The organism is Amycolatopsis sp. NPDC089917 (genome assembly GCF_040684635.1).
Classification (GTDB): domain Bacteria; phylum Actinomycetota; class Actinomycetes; order Mycobacteriales; family Pseudonocardiaceae; genus Amycolatopsis.
Genome location: NZ_JBFBGL010000101.1, coordinates 1 through 20823, shown reverse-complemented (window position 1 = coordinate 20823; position 20823 = coordinate 1). Strand labels below are relative to the sequence as shown.

At 69.3% G+C, this 20823-nt stretch carries 22 protein-coding genes and 1 pseudogene; 8 read left to right on the top strand and 15 right to left on the bottom strand.

What is annotated here, in order from left to right; genetic code table 11:
- From AB0N89_RS38905 to dnaE, 7 genes and pseudogenes are all read right to left on the bottom strand, one after another.
- Positions 1 to 95, bottom strand: a pseudogene (locus AB0N89_RS38905) (sigma-70 domain-containing protein); the annotation flags it as partial.
- On the bottom strand, positions 94 to 693 hold the full coding sequence (locus AB0N89_RS38900) for a dihydrofolate reductase family protein (RefSeq protein ID WP_364216009.1): 600 nt from the start codon (positions 691 to 693) through the stop codon (positions 94 to 96). The pseudogene AB0N89_RS38905 and the gene AB0N89_RS38900, both read right to left, overlap by 2 nt.
- Before the next feature lie 5 nt (positions 694 to 698).
- On the bottom strand, positions 699 to 1499 hold the full coding sequence (locus AB0N89_RS38895; RefSeq protein ID WP_364216006.1) for a metalloregulator ArsR/SmtB family transcription factor: 801 nt from the start codon (positions 1497 to 1499) through the stop codon (positions 699 to 701).
- 33 nt (positions 1500 to 1532) lie between these two features.
- A complete protein-coding gene (locus tag AB0N89_RS38890; protein WP_364216003.1) occupies positions 1533 to 2540 on the bottom strand; it encodes a methyltransferase in 1008 nt (335 codons plus the stop codon).
- Between the two features lie 32 nt (positions 2541 to 2572).
- Positions 2573 to 3160: an SDR family oxidoreductase gene (locus AB0N89_RS38885; RefSeq protein ID WP_364216000.1), complete on the bottom strand. Its 588-nt coding sequence runs from the start codon at positions 3158 to 3160 to the stop codon at positions 2573 to 2575.
- A 14-nt stretch (positions 3161 to 3174) separates the two neighbouring features.
- Positions 3175 to 3948, bottom strand: a complete 774-nt coding sequence (locus AB0N89_RS38880) for an aminotransferase class IV family protein (protein WP_364215997.1) — start codon at positions 3946 to 3948, stop codon at positions 3175 to 3177.
- Positions 3945 to 7460 (bottom strand): DNA polymerase III subunit alpha, encoded by a 3516-nt coding sequence (gene dnaE, locus AB0N89_RS38875; RefSeq protein WP_364215994.1) that lies wholly within the window; start codon positions 7458 to 7460, stop codon positions 3945 to 3947. Before dnaE ends, AB0N89_RS38880 begins: the two co-directional genes overlap by 4 nt.
- A 119-nt stretch (positions 7461 to 7579) precedes the next feature.
- Between dnaE and AB0N89_RS38870 the strand changes: the two genes are divergently transcribed.
- Genes AB0N89_RS38870 through AB0N89_RS38855 form a run of 4 tightly spaced genes read left to right on the top strand, consistent with a single transcriptional unit; the run spans position 7580 to position 12185 of the window.
- A complete protein-coding gene (locus AB0N89_RS38870; protein ID WP_364215991.1) occupies positions 7580 to 8509 on the top strand; it encodes a LysR family transcriptional regulator in 930 nt (309 codons plus the stop codon).
- Positions 8510 to 8551: 42 nt separating this feature from the next.
- Complete coding sequence (locus AB0N89_RS38865; RefSeq protein WP_364215988.1) at positions 8552 to 10882, top strand: xanthine dehydrogenase family protein molybdopterin-binding subunit; 2331 nt, start codon at positions 8552 to 8554, stop codon at positions 10880 to 10882.
- A complete protein-coding gene (locus tag AB0N89_RS38860) occupies positions 10879 to 11727 on the top strand; it encodes a xanthine dehydrogenase family protein subunit M (RefSeq protein ID WP_364215985.1) in 849 nt (282 codons plus the stop codon). Before AB0N89_RS38865 ends, AB0N89_RS38860 begins: the two co-directional genes overlap by 4 nt.
- A complete protein-coding gene (locus tag AB0N89_RS38855; RefSeq protein ID WP_364215982.1) occupies positions 11724 to 12185 on the top strand; it encodes a (2Fe-2S)-binding protein in 462 nt (153 codons plus the stop codon). The genes AB0N89_RS38860 and AB0N89_RS38855 overlap by 4 nt, the downstream gene beginning before the upstream one ends.
- Before the next feature lie 5 nt (positions 12186 to 12190).
- On the opposite strand, the gene AB0N89_RS38850 is transcribed toward AB0N89_RS38855, so the two are convergent.
- Both AB0N89_RS38850 and AB0N89_RS38845 read right to left on the bottom strand, forming a co-directional pair.
- The gene (locus tag AB0N89_RS38850) at positions 12191 to 12508 is read right to left on the bottom strand and encodes a hypothetical protein (protein ID WP_364215979.1); all 318 of its coding nucleotides are present in this window, start codon (positions 12506 to 12508) and stop codon (positions 12191 to 12193) included.
- Positions 12509 to 12654: 146 nt separating this feature from the next.
- A complete protein-coding gene (locus AB0N89_RS38845) occupies positions 12655 to 13614 on the bottom strand; it encodes a glycoside hydrolase family 25 protein (protein WP_364215976.1) in 960 nt (319 codons plus the stop codon).
- 130 nt (positions 13615 to 13744) lie between these two features.
- Here AB0N89_RS38845 and AB0N89_RS38840 point away from each other — a divergent pair, with 130 nt between their 5' ends.
- From AB0N89_RS38840 to bcp, 3 genes are all read left to right on the top strand, one after another.
- The gene (locus AB0N89_RS38840; protein ID WP_026466904.1) at positions 13745 to 13927 is read left to right on the top strand and encodes a hypothetical protein; all 183 of its coding nucleotides are present in this window, start codon (positions 13745 to 13747) and stop codon (positions 13925 to 13927) included.
- Between the two features lie 200 nt (positions 13928 to 14127).
- Positions 14128 to 14673 (top strand): hypothetical protein, encoded by a 546-nt coding sequence (locus AB0N89_RS38835; protein WP_364215973.1) that lies wholly within the window; start codon positions 14128 to 14130, stop codon positions 14671 to 14673.
- 27 nt (positions 14674 to 14700) lie between these two features.
- Entirely contained in the window at positions 14701 to 15177 is a 477-nt protein-coding gene (gene bcp / locus AB0N89_RS38830; protein ID WP_093937635.1) for a thioredoxin-dependent thiol peroxidase, read from the top strand.
- Positions 15178 to 15421: 244 nt separating this feature from the next.
- On the opposite strand, the gene rdgB is transcribed toward bcp, so the two are convergent.
- From rdgB to AB0N89_RS38805, 5 genes are read right to left on the bottom strand one after another with little or no spacing between them, the layout of a single operon-like run.
- Positions 15422 to 16027: an RdgB/HAM1 family non-canonical purine NTP pyrophosphatase gene (rdgB, locus tag AB0N89_RS38825; RefSeq protein WP_364215970.1), complete on the bottom strand. Its 606-nt coding sequence runs from the start codon at positions 16025 to 16027 to the stop codon at positions 15422 to 15424.
- A complete protein-coding gene (gene rph / locus AB0N89_RS38820; RefSeq protein WP_026466905.1) occupies positions 16024 to 16800 on the bottom strand; it encodes a ribonuclease PH in 777 nt (258 codons plus the stop codon). The genes rdgB and rph overlap by 4 nt, the downstream gene beginning before the upstream one ends.
- A gap of 23 nt (positions 16801 to 16823) precedes the next feature.
- On the bottom strand, positions 16824 to 17591 hold the full coding sequence (locus AB0N89_RS38815) for an MBL fold metallo-hydrolase (RefSeq protein WP_364215966.1): 768 nt from the start codon (positions 17589 to 17591) through the stop codon (positions 16824 to 16826).
- Between the two features lie 30 nt (positions 17592 to 17621).
- On the bottom strand, positions 17622 to 18428 hold the full coding sequence (gene murI / locus AB0N89_RS38810) for a glutamate racemase (protein ID WP_005165668.1): 807 nt from the start codon (positions 18426 to 18428) through the stop codon (positions 17622 to 17624).
- Positions 18425 to 19081, bottom strand: a complete 657-nt coding sequence (locus tag AB0N89_RS38805) for a rhomboid family intramembrane serine protease (protein ID WP_364216015.1) — start codon at positions 19079 to 19081, stop codon at positions 18425 to 18427. Before AB0N89_RS38805 ends, murI begins: the two co-directional genes overlap by 4 nt.
- Positions 19082 to 19171: 90 nt before the next feature.
- On the opposite strand from AB0N89_RS38805, the gene AB0N89_RS38800 reads away from it, so the two are divergent.
- Positions 19172 to 20041, top strand: a complete 870-nt coding sequence (locus AB0N89_RS38800) for an arylamine N-acetyltransferase (protein WP_364215963.1) — start codon at positions 19172 to 19174, stop codon at positions 20039 to 20041.
- On the opposite strand, the gene AB0N89_RS38795 is transcribed toward AB0N89_RS38800, so the two are convergent.
- Complete coding sequence (locus tag AB0N89_RS38795; RefSeq protein ID WP_364216012.1) at positions 20002 to 20715, bottom strand: aspartate/glutamate racemase family protein; 714 nt, start codon at positions 20713 to 20715, stop codon at positions 20002 to 20004. The two genes, AB0N89_RS38800 and AB0N89_RS38795, sit on opposite strands and share 40 nt — an antisense overlap.
- Positions 20716 to 20823 lie beyond the last annotated feature (108 nt).

The window sequence follows — 20823 nt, the reverse complement described above, 5'->3', positions numbered from 1 at the left end:
AGCTGCGAGTCGCCTTCGTCGCCGATGGTCTGGTCGAGCGAGATCGGCTCGCGGGCGTACTGCTGGATCTCGAGGACCTTCTCCGGGGAGATGTCACCGCGCCCGGTCGTAGACCAGCGCCATCTCACCCAGCTCCCCGACCTCCTGGTAAGCCAGCGTCCACTTCGACGCGGGCAGGCCGTCGACGAACAGCCGCTGCCCGCCGCCGGTGATCTCGGGGCAGATCATCAGGTACAGCCGGTCGATCAGGTCGTCCGCGAGCAGGGCCTTGATGACGCTGGCGCTGCTGTTGACCAGGATGTCGCCTTCCCCGTTCGCCTTCAGGTCGGCGACGACGTCGGCGACGGGGGCGTTCACGACGCGGGCGCGGTCCCAGGGGGCTTCGGTCAGGGTCGTGGAGAAGACGACCTTTTCGGCGTCCGTGAGCCACTTCGCGTAGGCGCGGTCGCGCGGGTCGGCGTTCACGTCGCCGGCGATGGTCGGCCAGAAGCCCAGGAAGCCCTCGGCGTTCAGTCTGCCGAGGACCGCGGTGGTCGCGGTTTCGTGGATGCGGGCGAGGTGGGCGCGGGCGACGTCGGTGGTGGCGTACGAGACGATCGCGCCCATGTCGCCGGGACCCCCGGGGCCGCTGTAGTGACCGTCGAGGGTGAGGCTGATGTTCGCGGTGACGCGGCGGCCGGTCGAGTTCGTCATGTCGTTCAGTCCTTTTCCTGAGTGAGCCGGGTGGCGAGGTTGTCGAGCACCTGGCCCCAGCCGGTTTCGATCCCGGCGATGAAGGGCACGGCCTCGACGGTGGTTTCGGTGATGCGCAGGTCGAGTCGGAGCCGGGTTCCGCCCGGCGCCTCCGAGAACTTCAGGTCGTAGTGACCGATGAAGAAGTCGTCCCCCTTGGCGTCCAGCACCGAGAGGTCGAACTCGAGGTGTTCGGGTTCGGTCGCGGCGTGGACCTTCCCCGCGGAGCGGTACCGCCCTTCCGCGTCGCGGTAGTCGAGCACCGCCCGCCCACCGGCCCACGGTTCGATGACGCAGTCGGTGACGGTCATCGAAGGCGGCGCCCACCACGACGCGAGCAGCGCGGGCTCGGTCCAGTGCCACCAGACCTCGTTCCGCGGCGCGGCCAGCAGGCGGTCGAACGAGAACACCCGTCCGTCCGCCCACCGGTCGCGGTCCGCGGCCGCGGTCTCCTCACCGATCGCGGACTGATAGCGCGTGAGGACATCCCGCCCGCCCTCGTTCGCCTCGATGATCGCGATCAGCGCCCGCAGCCGGTCTTCGAACTCCTTCAGCTGAGCCGCTTCGACCGCGTAGACGCGACGCTGCCCCAGCGGGAAGACCGTCACGAGACCGACGCGGGCGAGGGTCTGCAGGTGCTTGGTGGTCTGCGGCTGCCGCAGACCGGTCAGCTCGGCTAGCTCACCGACGGACCGGGGCCGCTCGGCGAGAAGCTCGACGATGCGCCACCTCGCTCCGTCTCCCAGTGCTGCTGCGATCTGCTCCATGCCGAGAAGTATTCACCTAGAAGAATATTCATGTCAAGGAATATCTTGGATCCGGAACTCCAGCAGGCTTCGCTCGCCGGTCAGCGTGGTGACGGAGTCGAAGACCAGACCGTGCGGGGCGGCGAGTTCGCGGAGTTCGTCGAGGCGCCGCTCGCGGCCGCCGTAGAGCACGAGCATCACCAGGTCCCACTCGGTCTGCGCCCCGAGTCCGCCGACCGCTTCGACGAGCAGGACCCGGCCTCCCGGACGGGCCGCCTCGGCACACCGGGCCAGGATGCGATGGGCGTGTTCGTCGTCCCAGTCGTGGAGGATGTCCGACAGCAGGTACGCGTCCGCCCCGGCCGGGAGCGGGTCGAAGAAGCTGCCGCCGGTGACCTCGATCCGGTCTTCGAGCCCCCGCTCGCGCAACTCCTTCTCGGCGGCGGCCGCGGTGGGCGCGAGATCGACGAGATGGCCGCGCACCGAAGGATTGGCCGTCAGGATCGCGGCGAGCAGGCTGCCGTGACCCCCGCCGACGTCGACGATCGTGTCGAAACGGGACCAGTCGAAGCCGGCGACGATCCCCGGCACCTGCGTCAGGAACCGCTGGGTCATTTGCCGGTCGAAGGTCTCCCGAAGGTGTGGCTGCTCGGCGAGGTCGGTCCAGAAGTCCTGGCCGTAGCGGCGGATGTAACCCGCCTGACCGGTGGCGACGCTGTGCGCGAGTTCGACGAACGCCAGTTCACCCCGCCCGCCGGCGGCGTTCATGTCCAGGAGGCCGGCGAGTCCATTCCCCGCGTCGGCGCGGAGTTTCGCCCCGTATTCGGTCGTGCGGTATCCGCTCGAAGCAGGCTCGACGACACCGAGGGTCGCGAGATGCCCCAGCAGCAAGCCGAGCGCGAGCGGGGATTGCCCTAGTTCCGCTGCCAGTTCTCCGACATCGGCACCAGCGCCCGATAAACGGTCCGGCAGTCCGAGGGTGACCGCGACCCGCAGCGCCATCGGCGTCGCGAGCCCGGCCAACCGGAGGAATTCTTGTCTGTCCTTGTCGTGAGTGGTCACGACAGTCGACTCTGGCAGCGCGGTCAAACGACTTACGGTGTCAACGTCCGCCCCGTGAGGCCCGTGGTCTCCACGGCCTCGACATAGCTCCGCGCGACGACCGCCGCCGGGGTGCCACCGTCCGATTCGCCGAGCGCCGCGAGCGTTTCGCTCACCCAGCCGGGGCTGACGGCGTTCACCCGGAGACCGCGCGGCAGCTCTCGGGCCGCGGCGGCGACGAACGCTTCGAGGCCGACGTTGGTCAGGGAGCCGAACGCGCTGCCGCGCAACGTCTCCGGGATCCGGCCCGAGGTCAGCGTGACCGAGCCGCCGTCCGGCAGGTGCGGGATCGCGTGCCGCAACAGGAACACCTGACCGAGCAGTTTGCCTCGCAGCCCTTCGACGAACTCTTCGTCGGTGCCGCCGTCGACCGGAACCAGCGAACCGCTCCCCGCGCAGCACACGACGTGCTCGACACCCGGCTCGGTGGCGAAGACGGCGTCGAGTGTGTCCGGCCGCTCGACGTCCACCTTGATCGCGCCGGAACGGGAAGCGGGGAGCACCGTGTGCCCGCGCGCGGTGAGCGCGTCGGAGACCGCGGCCCCGATCGTCCCGGTGGCACCGACCACGAGGATCTTCATCGGCGTCTTTCCTTTCAAGGTCGCACGAGAGGTTCTGTTTCGTAAGCCCGGTGCAGCGCCTCGACGAACGGCGGTGCTTCCGGCAGCGGCGCCGGGCCGATCCGGTGCACCGCGATCCCCGGTGTCCACGAGTTCATGACCACCGCGCCCGCGAGCCTCGGCAGGTCGGCGAGCGTGACCTCCTGGACCCGTTGCGGCACACCGAGTGCCTCCAGTCGTCGCCGCACGATGCCCATCGTGGTCCCCCGCAGCAGACCGGCGTCGGGCCACACCACCGTATCGCCGTCCCGGAAGGCGAGGTTCCAGATCGTCGCCTCGCTCAGCCTGCCCCGGCGATCGACGAACGCCGCGTCGTCGCATCCTTCGGCGACGGCCCGCCGCCGGAAGTAGGCCTTCGCCATCTCGCCGGTGTGCTTGATGGCGGGCAGAACGCGTTCGTGTTCGACGGCGGTCAGCGCCAGCGGCCCGCGCGGACCGGACGCCGGGGGCCGGGTGCGCACCAGGACTTCGAGATCACCCGGCAGGTGGACCGTGGCGGTCAAGGAGACGTCGGTGGGGCCGGACTCGACTGCCTTGCGCAGGTAGGAGCGAATCCGGTCGTCGGGCAGAGCGTCGCCGAACAACTCCAGCGAGGCGGTCCTGAGCCGGTCCAGATGCAGGTCGAGACCACGGACCCGGCCGTCGCGCACCTGCATGGCCGTGAAGTGGGCGAATCCCGCGAAGGCGAGAGGCGCCAGATCCTCGGCTGTCGCGGTCTCGCCGTTTCTCTGGGCGATGTACGAACTCATACCCGCACCGTAGGCGAGATGCCGGGAATGGACTTCAGTTCCCCCAAAAGCATCGAACTGACCGCCACAGGATAGCCGTCGAGCGCGTACGACGACCGTCCGAGACGCACTTCGACCGGGGTGTCCCCCTTGTGCGCCAGCAAAGTCCGCTTCAGTTCGAGGACCGCGTCCTCGGTCAGCTTCTCGGCGACGGCGTGCAGTGTCAGGGGCGGTTCCTCGTCCCCCGCCGTCGCAAGGTCGAGCGGCACCAGCCCGCCGCCGAACACGGACATCTTGTCCTCCCGCCAGTTCACCCGGCCGCTGACGCGGACGGCGTTGTCCTCGGCCAGATCCGCCACGAACAACGCGTACGCCTTGGGAAAGAACAGCACTTCGAGCGCGGCGTCCAGATCCTCGATCGTGCAGATCGCCCACGGCTCGCCCTTCTTGTTCACCCGCCGCTCCAAGGAGGTGATGAGCCCGGCGACGACCAGTTCGCCTTCCCGTGGCGGGTTGTCGAGGATCGCGGCGATCGGCCGGGGCGCGTGACGGCGCAGGACGCGTTCCGCCCCGTCGAGCGGGTGTGCGGAGACGTACAGCCCGAGCATTTCCCTCTCGTAGGTGAGCAGTTCCTTGCGCGGCCACTCCTCGGCGCCGAACTTGAGATGGGCGAGCGGCGAGGTGTCGTCCTCGGTCTCGTCAGACGCGCCGAAGAGATCGAACTGGCCCATCGCCTGCTTGCGTTTCAGCGGCACCACGGCGTCCACCGCTTCCTCGTGCACCCTCACAAGCGAGAGCCGCGTATGCCCGAGCGAGTCGAAAGCGCCCGCCTTGGCCAGCGATTCGACGACGCGTTTGTTGCAGGCCACCAGTTCCGCCTTGTCGAGGAAGTCGGTGAACGACGCGTACTTTCCCTTCTCCCGCCGGGTCGCGATGATCGCGTCGACGACGTTCGCGCCGACGTTGCGCACCGCGCCGAGACCGAACCGGATCGCGTCCCCCACCGCCGAGAACCGGAGCCCCGACTCGTTGACGTCCGGCGGCAGCACCTCGATCCCCAGCCGTCGGCATTCCGACAGGTAGACCGCCGACTTGTCCTTGTTGTCCCCCACCGAAGTCAGCAGGCCCGCCATGTACTCCGCCGGGTAGTTCGCCTTCAGGTACGCGGTCCAGTAGCCGACCAGGCCGTACCCCGCGGCGTGGGATTTGTTGAACGCGTACCCGGCGAACGGCAGGATCGCGTCCCAGAGGGCTTGCACGGCCTCTCGGGAGAACCCGTTGGCGACCATGCCGTCCCGGAAGCCCTCGAACTCCTTCTCCAGCACCTCTTTCTTCTTCTTGCCCATCGCCTTGCGCAACACGTCGGCGCGGCCCATGGAATAGCCGGCGACGTCGCGCGCGATCTGCATGATCTGTTCCTGGTACACGATCAGGCCATGGGTCTCGGCCAGGATCTCGCGCAGCGGCCCGGCCAGTTCCGGATGGATCGACTCGATCGGCTGCCTGCGGTTCTTGCGGTCCGCGTAGTTGTTGTGCGTGTTCATCGCGATCGGGCCGGGGCGGTACAGCGCGTTCACCGCGATGATGTCGCCGAAGCCGGTCGGGCCCATCCGGCGCAGGAGGTCCCGCATCGCGCCGCCGTCGAGCTGGAAGACGCCGAGACTGTCGCCGCGCGCGAGCAGTTCGTAGGTCGCCGGATCGTCGACGCCGAGTGTGTCGAGATCGATCTCCTCACCGCGGTTGTCCTTGATGTTGTCCAGCGCGTCGCCGATGACGGTGAGGTTGCGCAGGCCGAGGAAGTCCATCTTCAGCAGGCCGATGGCCTCGCACGACGAATAGTCCCAGCCGGTGATGACCGCGCCGTCGTCCCGCCGCCACAACGGGATCGCGTCGAGCAGCGGCTCGCTCGACATGATGACGGCGCACGCGTGCACCCCCGCGTTGCGGATCAGTCCTTCCAGCCCGCGGGCGGTTTCGAAGATCCTGGCCGCCTCGCCGTCGCCTTCCAGCAACGCGCGGACCTCCGCCGCTTCGGCGTACCGCTCATGGCCCGGCTCGACGATCCCGGCGAGCGGGATGTCCTTCGCCGCGACCGGCGGCGGGAGCGCCTTGGAGATCCGGTCCGCGATCGCGTAGCCGCTCTGTCCATAGTGGACGCGGGCGGAATCCTTGATCGCCGCCTTGGTCTTGATGGTGCCGAAGGTGATGACCTGCGCGACGTGCTCGGCGCCGTACTTGCCGGTGGCGTAGCGGATCATCTCGCCGCGGCGCCGGTCGTCGAAGTCCATGTCGATGTCCGGCATGGAGACCCGTTCGGGGTTGAGGAACCGCTCGAAGAGCAGGCCGAGGTCGATCGGGTCCAGGTTGGTGATGCCGAGCGCGTACGCGACGAGCGAGCCCGCCGCCGAACCGCGGCCGGGCCCGACCCGGATGCCGACCTGGCGGGCGTGGTTCATCAGGTCCGCGGTGATCAGGAAGTACGCCGGGAAGCCCTTTTCGGCGATCACGCCGATCTCGAAGTCGGCACGGGCGAAGTACGCTCCGGGGACGCCGTTCGGCAGCCTCCGCCGGAGTCCGCGCGCGACTTCCTCGCGCAGCCAGGACTCCTCGTCGTGTCCTTCCGGGACCTCGAAGACCGGCATGCGGTCGACGTGCCGGTAGACGTCGTCGTAGGGCTCGATCCGTTCGGCGACGAGCAGCGTGGAGTCCGCCGCACCGGGGACCTCGGCGTCCCAGTACCGGCGCATCTCCTCCGCCGCTTTGAGGTAGTAGCCGTCGCCGTCGAACTTGAACCGGCCGGGATCGTCGAGGGTCTTGCCGGACTGGACGCACAGCAGCGCCGAATGCGCGTCCGCCTGATCCTGGGTGACGTAATGCGAATCGTTGGTGGCCAACGGTTTCAGGTCGAGGCGGCGGCCGATGTCGAGCAGCCCGTCCCGCACGGATCGTTCGATCGGGAGACCGTGGTCCATCAGTTCCAGGAAGAAGTCGTCCGCGCCGAAGATGTCGCGATAGTCCGAGGCCGCCTGGATGGCCTCGTCCGGCTGGCCGAGCCGGAGCCTGGTCTGCACCTCGCCGGACGGGCACCCGGTGGTGGCGATGACGCCTTCGTGGTGCCGGGCGATGAGCTCCCGATCCATCCGGGGTTTGCGGTAGTAGCCCTCCAGGCTGGCCAGAGAGGACAGCTTGAACAGATTCCGCAACCCGGTCGCGTTCTCCGCGAGCATGGTCATGTGCGTGTAGGCGCCGCCGCCGGAGACGTCGCCGCCATCGCCACGCCGTCCCCAGAGCACCGGCTTCTTGTGGAAACGCGACTCGGGCGCGAGGTAGGCCTCGATACCGATCACCGGTTTGATCCCGGCCCGGACGGACTGCCGGTAGAACTCGTCCGCGCCGTACATGTTCCCGTGGTCGGTCATGCCCACCGCGGGCATGCCGAGCCGCTGGGCCTCGGCGACCAGCGGCGCGATCTTGGCCGCGCCGTCGAGCATCGAGTACTCGGTATGAACGTGCAGGTGCACGAAGGAGTCCACCGGCCACTCCCCACGGTTGTACGATTCCGGTCCGACGCGGCGATTGGACCCAAGCCGGGCAGGCGTTGTCCAACAAGCGACACGCGGACAGTGACAACCGGAAGTTGTAAGGGGAGGACATGGAGCTGGACCTGGGCGCGGTGCGCGCGTTCATCGCGGTGGCCGAGGACCGGTACTTCGGCGAGGCGGCGATCCGGCTGGAGGTGAGCCAGCAGGCGATCTCCAAACGGGTCGCCAAGCTCGAAGCGGATCTCGGCGTGCGACTCCTGTCTCGGACGCGCGGCGGCGCCGAGCCGACCGAAGACGGCCAGGAGTTCCTCGTCCACGCCCGTGCGCTGATCAGCCTCGCCGACCAGGCCGTCGAACGTCTTCAGGGCAGACGCCGCCCGCTGCGCGTCGACGTCCTCGGCACCCGGCTCGCGACCATGGAAATCATCCGGGCGTTCCACGCCGACCACGACGACGAGCTGGAACTCGTCACGCCCGGGCTGGGCGCGCTGCGCCGGTCCATGCTGCCCGACACGGTCGATGCGGCCTTCGCGCGCGTCAACACCGTGACGGATCCGGGGATCGGCCGCGTCCCCGCGTACCTGGAGCCGGCGAACCTGCTGGTCGGGCGGCGTCACCCGCTCGCGCGACGGCGCAAGATCGCGATGGCGGAGCTCGACGGCCTGACGGCCTGGATGCCGTACAACGCGCGGGCCAGCGAGTGGGCGGAGTTCTGGCAGGAACTGTGCCCGGCGTTCGGCATCCTCGTCGACACGGACGGCCCGAACTTCGGGCTCGAACACCACATCGAAGTGCTCGGCCGGTCGAAGGACCGCATGGGGTTCGTCGGCGCGAAGATGCACGTGCCCTGGCATCCGGACGTCGTCCAGATCCCGCTCGCCGATCCGACGCCGGTGTACCCGTTCTCGCTGCTGTGGCGGCACGACAACCGGCACCCCACGCTGCCCCTGCTGATCGAGCACGTGAAGTCCTCGTACCGGCCTTTCGACCCGGAGCGGCAGTGGCTCCCGGTGGCGGACCGGGAGGCCATGAGCACCTGACTGCACGATGCGCGTCGCCCGCCGGTGCGGAAAAGTGAGGCCATGGGGCTAATCGGCGCGAGGGTGACCCGTCAGGAGGACGTCCGGCTGCTCACCGGCCGGGCGCGGTACATCGACGACGTCCGGCTGCCTGGGATGCTGGAGGCAGCCGTCCTGCGCAGCCCTCATCCCCACGCGCGGATCGTGCGCGTCGACACCACCGCCGCGGCGGCCCATCCCGGCGTGTTCGCCGTGGTCACCGGCGAGGACGTGCGGGCGATCACGAAAGCGCCGCAGCCGGTGATCTGGGCGAACCTGCCGGACATGCGGGTGCCGGAGAACCACGCGCTGGCCGTGGACAAGGTGCGGTACCCCGGTCAGGGCGTCGCGGCCGTAGCGGCGCGGGACCGGGCGACCGCCGAAGACGCGCTGGAACTGATCGAGGTCGAGTACGAAGAACTCCCGGCCGCGAGCACCCTCGAACAGGCACTGGCCGACGATGCCCCGAAGCTCTACGAAGACTGGCCGGGCAACGTCGCCGGGACCGGGACCATCCCGATGGGTGACGTGGCCGCCGCGTTCGCCGAGGCCGACGTCGTGCTCACCGAGTCGTTCCGCTTCGCACGCCAGATGGGCACGCCGCTCGAGACGCGCGGTGTGGTGGCGACCTGGGACCCGTTCACCGACCGGCTCGACGTCTGGCTCGCGACGCAGGCGCCCAACCTCGCGCGCGAACTGTTCGGCGAGGTCTTCGGGCTTTCGATGGACCGGATCCGCGTGCGCACGCCCGACGTCGGCGGCGGCTTCGGGAACAAGTTCGACTTCTACGCCGAGGAGGTCGTCGCGGCGATCCTCTCGCGGCGCACCGGGAAACCCGTCAAGCTCATCGAAGACCGTGCGGAGAGCTTCGTCGCCACCGCGCACTCGCGCGAGCAGAAGATCGACGTCGAACTCGCGGCCAAGGAAGACGGCACGATCACCGGGCTGCGCGCCACGGTGTACGGCGTCCTCGGTGGTGTGCTCGGCACCGTCGGCCCCAGTCCGTGCTGGACGACGACGGCGCTGCTGACCGGGCCGTACGCCATCCCGAACGTCGAGCTGACCCTTGTCGCCGTGATGACGAACCGGTCGCCGTACGGGTCGTTCCGCGGTTACGGGCTGCCGAAGGCGAACTTCGTGCACGAACATCTGGTGGAGCGGCTGGCGAAACGACTCGGCATGGACTCACACGCGGTGCGGCGCAAGAACTTCATCCCGCCCGAGGCGTTTCCATACCAGAGCCCCGTGTTCGTCTACGACAGCGGCCGCTACGAGGACTGCCTGGAGCTCTGCCTGAAGGCCGTCGAGGACGCGGGGTGGGCGGAGCGCCGCGGAAACGGCGTGGGCATCGGGTATTCGTTCCACAACGAGCTGACCGGGTTCGGGCCGAGCCGGATCATCAACCTCTCCGGGCTGGGGCATTCCGGGTTCGACGAGGAGGTCGTGCGGGTCGACTCGACCGGCCACGTCACCGTCCACACCGGACTGTCCGCGATCGGCCAGGGCATCCACACGACACTGGCGCAGGTGGCCGCGCACACGCTCGGCGTCCCGTTCGACCACGTCACCGTCCTTTCCGGCGACACCGACAGCTGCCCGTACACCGGCTACGGAACGGCGGCGAGCCGCGGGGCGGCCGTCGGCGGCGCGGCCGTGCTGAACGCGTCGACCCGGCTGCGCGCGAAGATCCTGCGGGTGGCCGGGCACATCCTGGAGGTCTCGCCCGACGATCTGTCCCTCGACGACGGTGTCGTCTCGGTGAAAGGCGTTCCGGGCAAAGAGGTCACGCTGGCCGCGATCGGCGACGCGGCGTACCGGCGGCTGAACGGCGTCTGGCCGGAAGACGAGACGCCGACGCTGGAGGAGCGCGAGGTCTACGACCCGGTCAACGTCGCGACGTCGTTCGGCTGCACCGCGGTACTCGCCGAAGTCGACAAGGAGACCGGCGTGGTGACGCTGCTGGACTACCTGATCGCGCACGACTGCGGCACCGTCATCAATCCGACCATCGTGGACGGGCAGCTGCACGGCGGCGCGGCGCAGGCGATCGGCGGCGCGCTGTACGAGGAGCTGGTCTACGGCGCGGACGGGCGGATGGCGACCACGTCGTTCACCGGCTACCTGCTGCCGGCCGCGACCGAGGTCCCGCCGTTCTCCGTGTCGCATATGGCCACACCGGCCGAGCACGTTCCCGGCGGGTTCAAGGGAATGGGGGAAGCGGGCGTGATCGGTGGTGGCGCGGCGATCGCGCACGCGGTCGAAGACGCGCTGCGCGAGTACGGCGTCGACATCACGTCGTTGCCGATCACGCCGCCGCGGCTGCTGGCCGCGATGAAGCGGGGAGCCCGCCGGTGAAGGCCGCGCCGTTCGAGTACCTCCGGGCCACGTCGCTCGACGAGGCCATCGAAGCGCTGAGCACGCCGGAGGCGCGGGTTCTGGCGGGTGGGCAGAGCCTGGTGCCGTTGCTGAACCAGCGTCTGGCGCGGCCGTCGCTGGTGGTCGACATCAACCGCGTCGCCGGGCTTTCCTTCCTGCGCGAGGAGAACGGACGGCTGGAGATCGGCGCGCTGACCCGGCATCGCGTCGTCGAGACGTCCGGCGTCGTCCGGTCCGGGGTTCCGCTGCTCGCCGAGGCGCTCGGTTTCGTGGGGCACGCGGCGATCCGGAACCGGGGCACGATCGGCGGCAGCCTCGCGCACGCCGACCCGGCGGCGGAACTGCCCGCGGTGATGGTGGCGCTCGACGCGGACTTCACCTTGCGCGGGCCGGGCGGCGAACGCGTCGTCGCCGCGCGGGAGTTCTTCCTCGGCCCGCATCGCACGGCGTTGGGACCCGGCGAACTGCTGACCCGGATTTCGGTGCCGCGGCAGGAAGGCGGCTGGGCTGTTGAGGAGCTGAGCCGCCGAAGCCGCGATCTCGCGCTTGTCGCCGTCTTCGCGACCGTCACGTCGTCCGGCGGCGCCTGCGAAACCGCGCGGATCGCCGTCGCGGGCGCCGGCCCGACGCCGATCCGGGCGACCGCCGCCGAAGAATCCCTCGCCGGCGGTCCCCTGACGGACGACGCGATCGCGCTCGCCGCGGACCTCGTCGCCGCGGCGACCGATCCACCCGACGACCTCCACGCCCCCGCAGGCTACCGGCGCGAGATGGCCGCCGTCCTCACCCGGCGGGCTCTCCTGCGAGCGAAGGAACGCGCATGACCACGGTCACCCTGACGGTGAACGGGCGGACCTACCGCGCCGACTGCGAACCGCGGCGGACGCTGGCCGACTTCCTCCGCCACGACCTGGGTTTCACCGGGGTGCACGTCGGGTGCGAACACGGCGTCTGCGGCTCGTGCACGATCACCCTCGACGGCGCGAGCGCGCGGGCGTGCTGCCTGCTGGCGGTCCAGGTGGACGGTTCGGAGATCGTCACCGTCGAGGGGCTGGCTTCGGACGGCGAACTGCATCCGCTGCAGGAGTCGTTCCGGAAGCACCATGGGCTGCAGTGCGGCTTCTGCACGCCCGGGATGCTCGCGACGGCGATGGAGTTGCTGAAGGAGAACCCCGATCCGACGGACGCCGAGATCCGGCAGGGAATCTCGGGGAACCTGTGCCGGTGCACGGGTTACCAGTTCATCGTGAACGCCATCCGGGACGCGGCCCCGGGCCGGTGACGGGGTCACCATCGTTCGTCGATGCGCTCCAGGCAGCTCCGGAACTCGGGGGTGAGCCGTGCCGGGAGAGCGAGCAGAACGCCTTCGAGCATCTCCCTTGCTTCCCAGGGATCGCCGCAGCATTCCCAGATCCCGCACCCTTGGCTGTCGACCCGGAGCCGCCGGTACGGGTTCGCGGTGAATTCCCGCCAGAGGCGGAGCGCGGTCACCGTCACACCGGCACCGAGGTAGCCGCGTGAACGTTCGAGGCGAGAGATCGCCGCGGCCAGTGCGGGCGAGAAGTCCCGCGGACCGTGGAGATCGGCCGGGTGCCGGAGGCGCAAGCTTTGCCGTACCCGGGCGGGCGGCCTACGCGGCATCGCCCTTTCGGAAGTTCGTCACCCTGTCATCGTGCCACAACCTCGAAGTCCGTGAAGGCCTCCTTCCCTACCCTCAAAGCAGGGAAGGAGGCCTTCACGGACCTCCGGGTTCAGCCGATGATGTCGATCTCGAACTCCATGTCCGAGCTGTACTCGTAGTCCGCCCACACCGCGCCCGGCAGGGCGTACCGCCGGTGCGACACGGTCTTCGGGTTGAATCCGGGCGTCTGCAAGGGATTTCCGCCTACGCCGACCTTGTCGCTGCCCCAGGCGTAGATGTTGCCCTGCCACACGGGTTTGTCGGTGACGCCGTCCCCGTCGACGCGCGGGCGGACGACGATGGCGGCCGACTCGCTGCCGGAAAGCAGCAGCCGCACGGATGTGGTCGCATTACTCGCCGCAAGGGTCCTGCGTTCCATGAGTTCTGAGATCGCCTTCCGCTTCGGGGCGGCACCGCCGCCGGTCAAGTGGGCGTTCGTAGAGGACTCGTTCAGGTCGACACTGCCCGCGCGAATGCCGGACACCTGACCGGCGTCCGTGAACTGGTGGATGTCGTAGCGGCCCGCGGCCGGATCGGGTTTCGCGCCGTAGCGCGCGATCCAGATGACCAGATCCGGCACCCCGAACTGGTCCGGGCGCAACATCTTGGCGTGCGCGTTGTTCATGTAGACACCGGGCCGGAACCCGTGTCCCGCCACGCGGTTGCAGAATCCGATCGCGAAGTCGCGCTTGCGTCTGTCGGGGATGTTCGGCACGCCCGAACCGGGCGGGTTGTCTTCGAGGTCGAGCATCGGGACGCATCCGGTCGCCCCGAGCCGCCGGACCTCCCCGATCAGCACGTCGGCCTGCGCCTCCGGCGAAGGACTCGGCTGGGCGAAGTGATACCCGCCCACCGGGATACCCACTGATCTCGCGCCGGCCACCAGCGCCTCACCGGTGTTGCGGCCGCCGTTCGGCAAGCCACCACCGTCCGTGAGCTTGACGAAGACGAACGTCACCCCATGATCCTTGACGGACTGCCAATTGGTAACGGTTTGAAAGCGGCTGTAGATATCTATTCCCAGCGCCATCCTTACAGCCTGACGGGTGAACCTGTTGGACAAAAGGGCCTAGTGGGCGATTACAGGTACGTCCGATTCGCCCTTTCGGGCGGCCCCTCCTTGGCTGACCGGACTCACCCGTGCCCGTACTGTGAGTGGCATGGCGTCTCGAAGCCCCTTTCGCTGGATGACCCGGTGGGCGGACTGGTTCGAAGAGCGCGGCGTCTACGTCCCGGGCGAAGAGAGCCGGGCGGTCGATCCGATGCGCGATTTCGGCTGGTTGATCGTGGCCTGGGTGTCCGGTCTGGCGATCTTCATCCTGTTCTTCGCCTTCGCCGTTTGACCTCGGCAGGTGTGTCACCGGGGTGACGACTGTCACTAGCCGTGCCCTTCCGATCACGGATCGGCCACGGCTGTACACCAGGTGCGCGTCAACCCGGCCGTGCCGCTCCTCTCGGCTGCCGAAGACCGTCACTCTGGACTCTTCGGCACTAATGACTACCTCGAACGGCCCACCCGCACCGCCGACTGGAGTAACCGCACATGGCGCCCCCGCGCACCCCGAAGCTTCTGATCGCCGCCTGCTCGCTGCTGCTGGCGGCCGCGTGCGGGGTTCAGGCACCGGAAAAAGGGGCCGCCGTGCTCGGCGCGGACGCCCCGGCACAGGGGCTGGCCGCGACGCATGCGGAGGGTGACCTCGCGTTCGGCGCCCCGCACCGGTTCGCGACCGGGGTGACGATCGCCGTGTCCGCGCCGAAGTCGTTCCGTCCCAGCGCGTCGGCGTACCCGCAGAGCCCGCGCGCGGTGGCCTTCGGCATCGAGGTGACCAACGCGGGCGACAGCACTTACCGGCTCTCCGGGTTGTCCGTGTCCGGCGAGGTGGACGGCGAAAGCCCGACGGTCAAGCAGGTCGTCGACCCGACGCAGGGTTACAACGGCATCGCGGACGCCGGCAAGGACGTGGCGCCCGGCAGGTCGGTCCATCTGAACCTGGCGTTCGCCGTTCCGGACAAGCCGGTGCGGCTGCGTCTGCAGGTGCGGCCGAGCCCCGCGGAGCCCGTCGCCGCGAAGTACTGCGGGAAGGTCTGACGGCGCGGATTCGCTACCGTGTGCGTCATGACCGAGCAGCGACTCTCCCCCGGCGACAAAGCGCCCGACTTCACCCTCCCCGACAGCGAGGGCAACGACGTCAAGCTCAGCGACTTCCGCGGCAAGTCGGTCGTCGTGTACTTCTACCCGAACGCCGGCACGCCGGGCTGCACGAAGCAGGCCTGCGACTTCCGGGACAGCCTCGCGCAGCTCAACGACGCCGGCTACCAGGTCCTCGGCATCTCGCCGGACAAGCCCGCGAAGCTCGCGAAGTTCGTCGAGGCGGAAGGCCTGACCTTCCCGCTGCTCTCCGACACGGAGAAGACCGTCCTCAAGGCATACAGCGCCTTCGGCGAGAAGAAGAACTACGGCAAGGTCTACGAAGGCGTCATCCGCTCGACGTTCGTCGTCGACGCCGAGGGCAAGATCGCCGTGGCCCAGTACAACGTGCGCGCCACCGGACACGTCGCGAAGCTGCTGCGGGACCTCGACCTGGCGTCCTGACTCGTGAGTGGCGATTCGGGTTCTCTTGAGGGGTAGGGCAAAGGTGGCGTGTGCCTGGCTTGCCCCTCTGCCGGTTTCGGGTGTTGCGAAAGCCACTTTTGCGACCCCTCCGAGCCTCCGCCGCCCACGACCCGCACCTCACTCACGTCTCCCGAACGCAAAGTCCGTGAAGGCCTCCTTGAGGGACCCAGAGTCCCTCAAGGAGGCCTTCACGGACATCACATCCAGCAAGACAACGACCAGCTCAGCCGGCCAGCTTCCTGAGCTCTCCCACCAACGCCCGCAGCGCCTTCCCCCGATGCGAAGCACCGTCCTTTTCGGACGGATCCAGTTCGGCCGAAGTCCGCGTTTCACCTTCCGGCACGAAGATCGGGTCGTACCCGAACCCGTTGGCGCCACGGCGTTCCCGGATCAGCGAGCCTCGCCATTCCCCGCGCACCACGGTTTCGTCGCCGCCGGGGACGACCAGCGCGGCCGCGCAGACGAAGGCGGCGCCCATACGCTCGTCGGGTGTGTCGGACAGCTGCGCCAGCACGAGGTCCAGGTTCGCCTCGTCGTCGCCGTGTTTGCCCGACCAGCGGGCCGAGAGCACGCCCGGCATGCCGTTGAGCGCGTCCACGGCGATACCGGAATCGTCGGCGATGGCCGGGAGACCGGTCGCGGCGGCCGCGTCCTGTGCCTTCGCGAGCGCGTTGCCCTCGAAGTCCGGGGCTGTCTCGGGCGCTTCGGGGAACTCGGGGACGTCGGCGAGTCCGATGACCTCGACGCCCTCGATCCCTTCGGCCACCAGGATGCGCCGGAGCTCGCCGAGCTTCTTCGCGTTGCGGGTGGCCAGGAGCAGCTTGGTCACTTCGCACCCTTCTTCTTGTCCGGGCGCGGCTCGGGGAGTTCGCCGGGATACGGCAGCGCGAGCGCCTCGGTCTGGAGCCGGGTCAGCTCCTCGCAGCCCGCCTGCGCCATGTCCAGCATGGTGTCCAAAGTGGACCGAGCGAAGGTCGCGCCCTCACCGGTGCCCTGTACCTCGATCAGGGTGCCCGCGTCGGTGGCGACGACGTTCATGTCGACCTCCGCACGCGAGTCCTCTTCGTACGGCAGGTCGAGGCGCACCCGGCCGTCGACGACGCCCACGCTCACCGCGGCCACAGAGGACGAAAGCGGCTGCGGGTCGGCGAGGCGGCCCGCCGCGCCGAGCCAGGTGACGGCGTCGGCGAGCGCGACATAGCCGCCGGTCACCGCGGCCGTGCGGGTGCCGCCGTCGGCCTGGATGACGTCGCAGTCGATGACGATCGTGTTCTCCCCCAGCGCCGCCAGGTCGATGCAGGCGCGCAGGGACCGGCCGATCAGCCGGGAGATCTCGTGGGTGCGGCCGCCGACGCGGCCCTTGATGGATTCGCGGTCGCTGCGGGTGTTGGTCGCCGACGGCAGCATCGCGTACTCGGCGGTGACCCAGCCGAGGCCGGAACCGGCCCGCCAGCGAGGCACGCCTTCGGTGACGCTCGCCGCGCACAGCACCCTGGTGTCGCCGAACTCGATCATCACCGAGCCCGCGGGCCACCGCTGGAAACCGCGGGTGATCTTGATGTCGCGAAGCTGGTCGTCGTTCCTGCCGTCTTTTCTCGCCACGGCCGCCACTCTAGAACCCCGCGTCAGAGGTCGTAGACAGCGCCCTGTTCGACCAGCTCGGCCGCGGGGTACGCGACGGCCGCCTCGGCGAGGACGGCGGCGCGGTCGGTCCAGGGCGCGACGTGGGTGAGCAGCAACCGCCCCACCCCGGCCTTGCGGCCCAGTTCCCCCGCTTCCTTTCCGGACAGGTGGACCCCGGCCGGCCGGTCGGGCGAGTCGGTCCAGGACGCTTCGGACAGCAGGACGTCGACGCCGCCGGCGAGATCGGTGAGGGTGTCGCAGACGCCGGTGTCACCGGTGTACGCGAGGGTCTTGCCGCCGTGCGCGATCCGCAGGCCGAACGCCGGGGTCGGATGGTCGACCGGGACCGCGGTGACCTCGAACGGCCCGATCCTCGTGGGCTCCGCGCTCAGCGCGTGGAAGGCGAAGACGTCGGAGAGATCGGTGCTCGCCCGCTCCTCATCGTTCGCCGCGTAGGCGTAGGCGAGCCGCTCGTGCACGTCAGAAGGCCCGTACACCGGCAGCTGGGCCGGCCTCGCCGGGTACGGCAGCGCGGGGTGGTAGCGCCGCAGCACGGTGAGCGCGCTGACGTCGGCGCAATGATCGGGGTGGAGATGCGAAAGGATCAGCGCGTCCAGGTCGAACGGGTCGCGCAGGGCCTGAAGCCTGGCGAGCGTCCCGTTGCCGAATTCGAGCCCCAGGACGAACCCGTCCGCCTCGAGCAGATAACCGGACGCGGCGGCGTTGGGCCCGGGGATGCTGCCCGAGCAGCCGAGGATCGTGAGACGCACTGTGACACCTTAAGCGCGGAATCGGCGTTTTCACGCACTGGTGGGAGCGAGCACACCAGGTGCGAAGCCCATGAACCGCTGAGCGAGCCTGGTGAACGGCTCGGCGGATCCGGTGGCGACGAACTCGTGCCTCGGCGGGGTGTCGCGCTCGGCGAGGAGATCGTCCTCGGTGAGGACACGCACGAGGTCACGCGCGGTCTCCTCGGCGCTGGACACCAGCGTGACGTCCTGGCCCATGACGATCTGCAACACCCCGGACAACAACGGGTAGTGCGTGCAGCCCATGACCAGGGTGTCGACCTGTGCGTCCAGCAGTGGTTCCAGATAGCCCTGCGCGAGCCCCAGCACCTGGCGCCCGGTGGTGATCCCGCGTTCGACGAAGTCCACGAACCGCGGGCACGCGACGCTGGTGATCTCGACGTCCTGCGCGGCGTTGAAGGCGTCGTCGTAGGCGCGGGACCGGACGGTGCCCTCGGTGCCGATGACGCCGATCCGCCCCGAACGCGTGGCGGAGACGGCCCGGCGCGCGGCGGGGAGGACGACCTCGACCACGGGCACGTCGTAGCGCTCCCGCGCGTCCCGAAGGCAGGCGGCGGAGGCGGTGTTGCAGGCGATGACCAGCGCCTTCACCCCGCCTTCGACGATGTCGTCCAGCGCCTCCAGCGCGTACTGGCGTGCCGTCGCGATGGGGAGCGGACCGTACGGGTTGCGGGCGGTGTCGCCGACGTAGCGCAGCCGCTCACCGGGCAGCTGCTCCAGGATCGCCCTGGCGACGGTGAGCCCGCCCACTCCGGAATCGAAGACGCCGATCGGGGCGTCGGCGCTCGGCTTGGTCACGCGGCGAGGCTACCGGGACCGGTCGCTTTCCTGGTCTGGGACCTGTCCATCCGCGCCATCACCCAGGCCGCGAAGACCCCGGACAGCGCTCCGAACAGGTGCCCCTGCCACGAGACGCCCGGATCACCCGGGAGCAGTCCCCAGAGCATTCCGCTCCAGATCCCGAGCAGCACCACGGCGACCAGGATCTGCCCGGCCGCGCGATTGAAGATGCCCCTGACCAGCAGGAACGCGAGCCAGCCGAAGGCGACCCCGGACGCTCCCACGGTCACCGTGCCGCTCGGCGCGATCAGCCAGACGCCGAGGCCGGAAAGCACCCAGATGATGGCGGTGACCATCACCCACCGGCCGATGCCCGCGGCCATCGCGAGGAAGGCGAACACCAGGACGGGAACGGTGTTGGAGAACAGATGCCCCCAGCCGTGGTGCAGCAACGGCGCCCAGATCACGCCGTCGAGCCCGGAGAGGTCGCGGGCGAGGATTCCACCCTGGTCGAGGTCGGCGGGCAGCACCACGTCGACGAGTTCCACCAGGTAGAGCAGCACGGTGAAGGCCAGCGCCACGATCGCGGCGGCCTTCGGGTTCGGCGGCAGGACGCGTTTGGCCGGGTCCGCACCGGGCGACTCGCTCGCCGGGACCGGCTGGGGAGGCAAAGTGGTCACCTCCCCAGGCTACGAGCGGAACAACGGGATCGCCTCCGTGAGAACCCTGATTTGTCGGTGGGTGCCGCTACGGTCGCTCGCATGGGGATCCCTTCTTCCGAGCACCTCGACGTGCCCGCTTACCTCGCGCGACTCGGCCTCGAACACGAGCCGCCGAGCCTCGACGCTCTCTTCCGGCTGCACGCGGCACACGTGGAACGGGTGCCGTACGAAGATCTCGAAGTCCAGCTGGGCCGGGTGACGTCGCTGGATCCGGCGGTGTCGTTCGGCCGGATCGCCGCCGGCCGGGGCGGCTATTGCTACCACCTCAACGGGTCGTTCTCGGCGCTGCTGCGGGAGCTGGGCTACCAGGTCACGCGGCATCCGGGCGGGGCGCAGATGGCCGGCGAGCAGGCCGGGATCCATCTCAACCACCTCGCGCTGACGGTGACCGGGCTGCCCGAGACACCGGAGACGGGCTGGTTCGTCGACGTGGGGCTCGGCGACGGCATCCACGAGCCGATCCCTCTGGTCGAAGGCGAGTACAAACAGGGGCCGCTGGTGTTCCGCATGCGGGCCTCGGAGGTCACGCCCGGTGGCTGGCGGTTCGACCACGATCCGCAGGGCAGTTTCGTCGGGATGGATTTCGCCCCGGAGACGGCCATGATGGCCGACTTCGCCGACAAGCACGTCGAGCTGTCGACCTCCGAGGACTCCGGATTCGTCCGCACCCTGGTGCTCCAGCGGCGGGACGCCGAGGGCGTGGATTCGCTGCGCGCGCTGACCTTGAGCGGACCGGGCGGCAAGACGGTGCTCGATTCACCGGCCGAGTGGTGGGCGGCGATCGAGGACGTCTTCGGCGTGCCTCGCGGCGGTTTCACCGGCGAAGAACAGGACAGGCTGTGGCGACAGGCCGTCGGCCAGCACGAACGTCACACCGCGGGAGGGAGCGAAGACTTGCCCAACGCGTAGTCCACGGCCGCTTCCGCGTGCAGCCGTGTGGTGGGGAAGGTCGGCACCGGGCTGTCCTCGGGGCCGACGAGCAGTTCGATCTCGGTGCAGCCGTAGATCACGCCTTCCACGCCCGCTTCGACGAGCCTCGCGATGACCTCGCGATACCGCTCGCGGGAGTCGTCGGTGACGACGCCGTGGACGAGTTCGTCGTAGATGACCCGGTGCACCGTCTCGCGGTCTCGCTCCTCCGGGACGAGCACGTCGAGCCCGTGCGCGGCGAGACGGTCGCGGTAGAAGGGCTGGGCCATGGTGAAGCCGGTGCCCAAGAGGCCCGCTCTGTGGATGTTCGCGGCCTTGATCGCGGCGGCCGTGGTGTCGGCGAGGTGCAGCAGCGGGACGCCGAGGCCTTCGGTGAGCCGGTCGGCGACCTTGTGCATCGTGTTGGTGCACAGGACGACGAAGTCCGCTCCGGCGGCTTCGAGGCCGCGGGCCGCGCGGTTCAGTTCCCGCCCGGCGTCGTCCCAGCGGCCTTCGGCCTGCATCGCCTCGATCTCGGCGAAGTCCACGGAGTAGAGCACTGTGCGCGCGGAGTGGAACCCGCCGCGCCGCTCACGCACGCGCTCGTTGACCAGCCGGTAGTACTCGGCCGACGATTCCCAGCTCATCCCGCCCAGCAACCCGATGACCTTCATGCCCGCCATCGTGCCAGCGCGTGTCATGAAAGGGTCGTTCAGGACGAAAAACGTCCTGAACGACCCTTTCATGACATCCGCAAACCAGAGATCAGGCCCAGAGCTGCC

What these genes read in the sequence shown, in the direction of transcription:
- AB0N89_RS38880 (WP_364215997.1), bottom strand. Translation starts at nt 3,948, where the DNA reads ATGAGTTCGTACATCGCCCAGAGAAACGGCGAGACCGCGACAGCCGAG.
- bcp (WP_093937635.1), top strand. Translation starts at nt 14,701, where the DNA reads ATGACCGAGCAGCGACTCTCCCCCGGCGACAAAGCGCCCGACTTCACC.
- AB0N89_RS38855 (WP_364215982.1), top strand. Translation starts at nt 11,724, where the DNA reads ATGACCACGGTCACCCTGACGGTGAACGGGCGGACCTACCGCGCCGAC.
- AB0N89_RS38865 (WP_364215988.1), top strand. Translation starts at nt 8,552, where the DNA reads ATGGGGCTAATCGGCGCGAGGGTGACCCGTCAGGAGGACGTCCGGCTG.
- AB0N89_RS38795 (WP_364216012.1), bottom strand. Translation starts at nt 20,715, where the DNA reads ATGAAGGTCATCGGGTTGCTGGGCGGGATGAGCTGGGAATCGTCGGCC.
- AB0N89_RS38840 (WP_026466904.1), top strand. Translation starts at nt 13,745, where the DNA reads ATGGCGTCTCGAAGCCCCTTTCGCTGGATGACCCGGTGGGCGGACTGG.
- AB0N89_RS38895 (WP_364216006.1), bottom strand. Translation starts at nt 1,499, where the DNA reads ATGGAGCAGATCGCAGCAGCACTGGGAGACGGAGCGAGGTGGCGCATC.
- AB0N89_RS38900 (WP_364216009.1), bottom strand. Translation starts at nt 693, where the DNA reads ATGACGAACTCGACCGGCCGCCGCGTCACCGCGAACATCAGCCTCACC.
- AB0N89_RS38800 (WP_364215963.1), top strand. Translation starts at nt 19,172, where the DNA reads ATGGGGATCCCTTCTTCCGAGCACCTCGACGTGCCCGCTTACCTCGCG.
- AB0N89_RS38845 (WP_364215976.1), bottom strand. Translation starts at nt 13,614, where the DNA reads ATGGCGCTGGGAATAGATATCTACAGCCGCTTTCAAACCGTTACCAAT.
- AB0N89_RS38885 (WP_364216000.1), bottom strand. Translation starts at nt 3,160, where the DNA reads ATGAAGATCCTCGTGGTCGGTGCCACCGGGACGATCGGGGCCGCGGTC.
- AB0N89_RS38870 (WP_364215991.1), top strand. Translation starts at nt 7,580, where the DNA reads ATGGAGCTGGACCTGGGCGCGGTGCGCGCGTTCATCGCGGTGGCCGAG.
- AB0N89_RS38835 (WP_364215973.1), top strand. Translation starts at nt 14,128, where the DNA reads ATGGCGCCCCCGCGCACCCCGAAGCTTCTGATCGCCGCCTGCTCGCTG.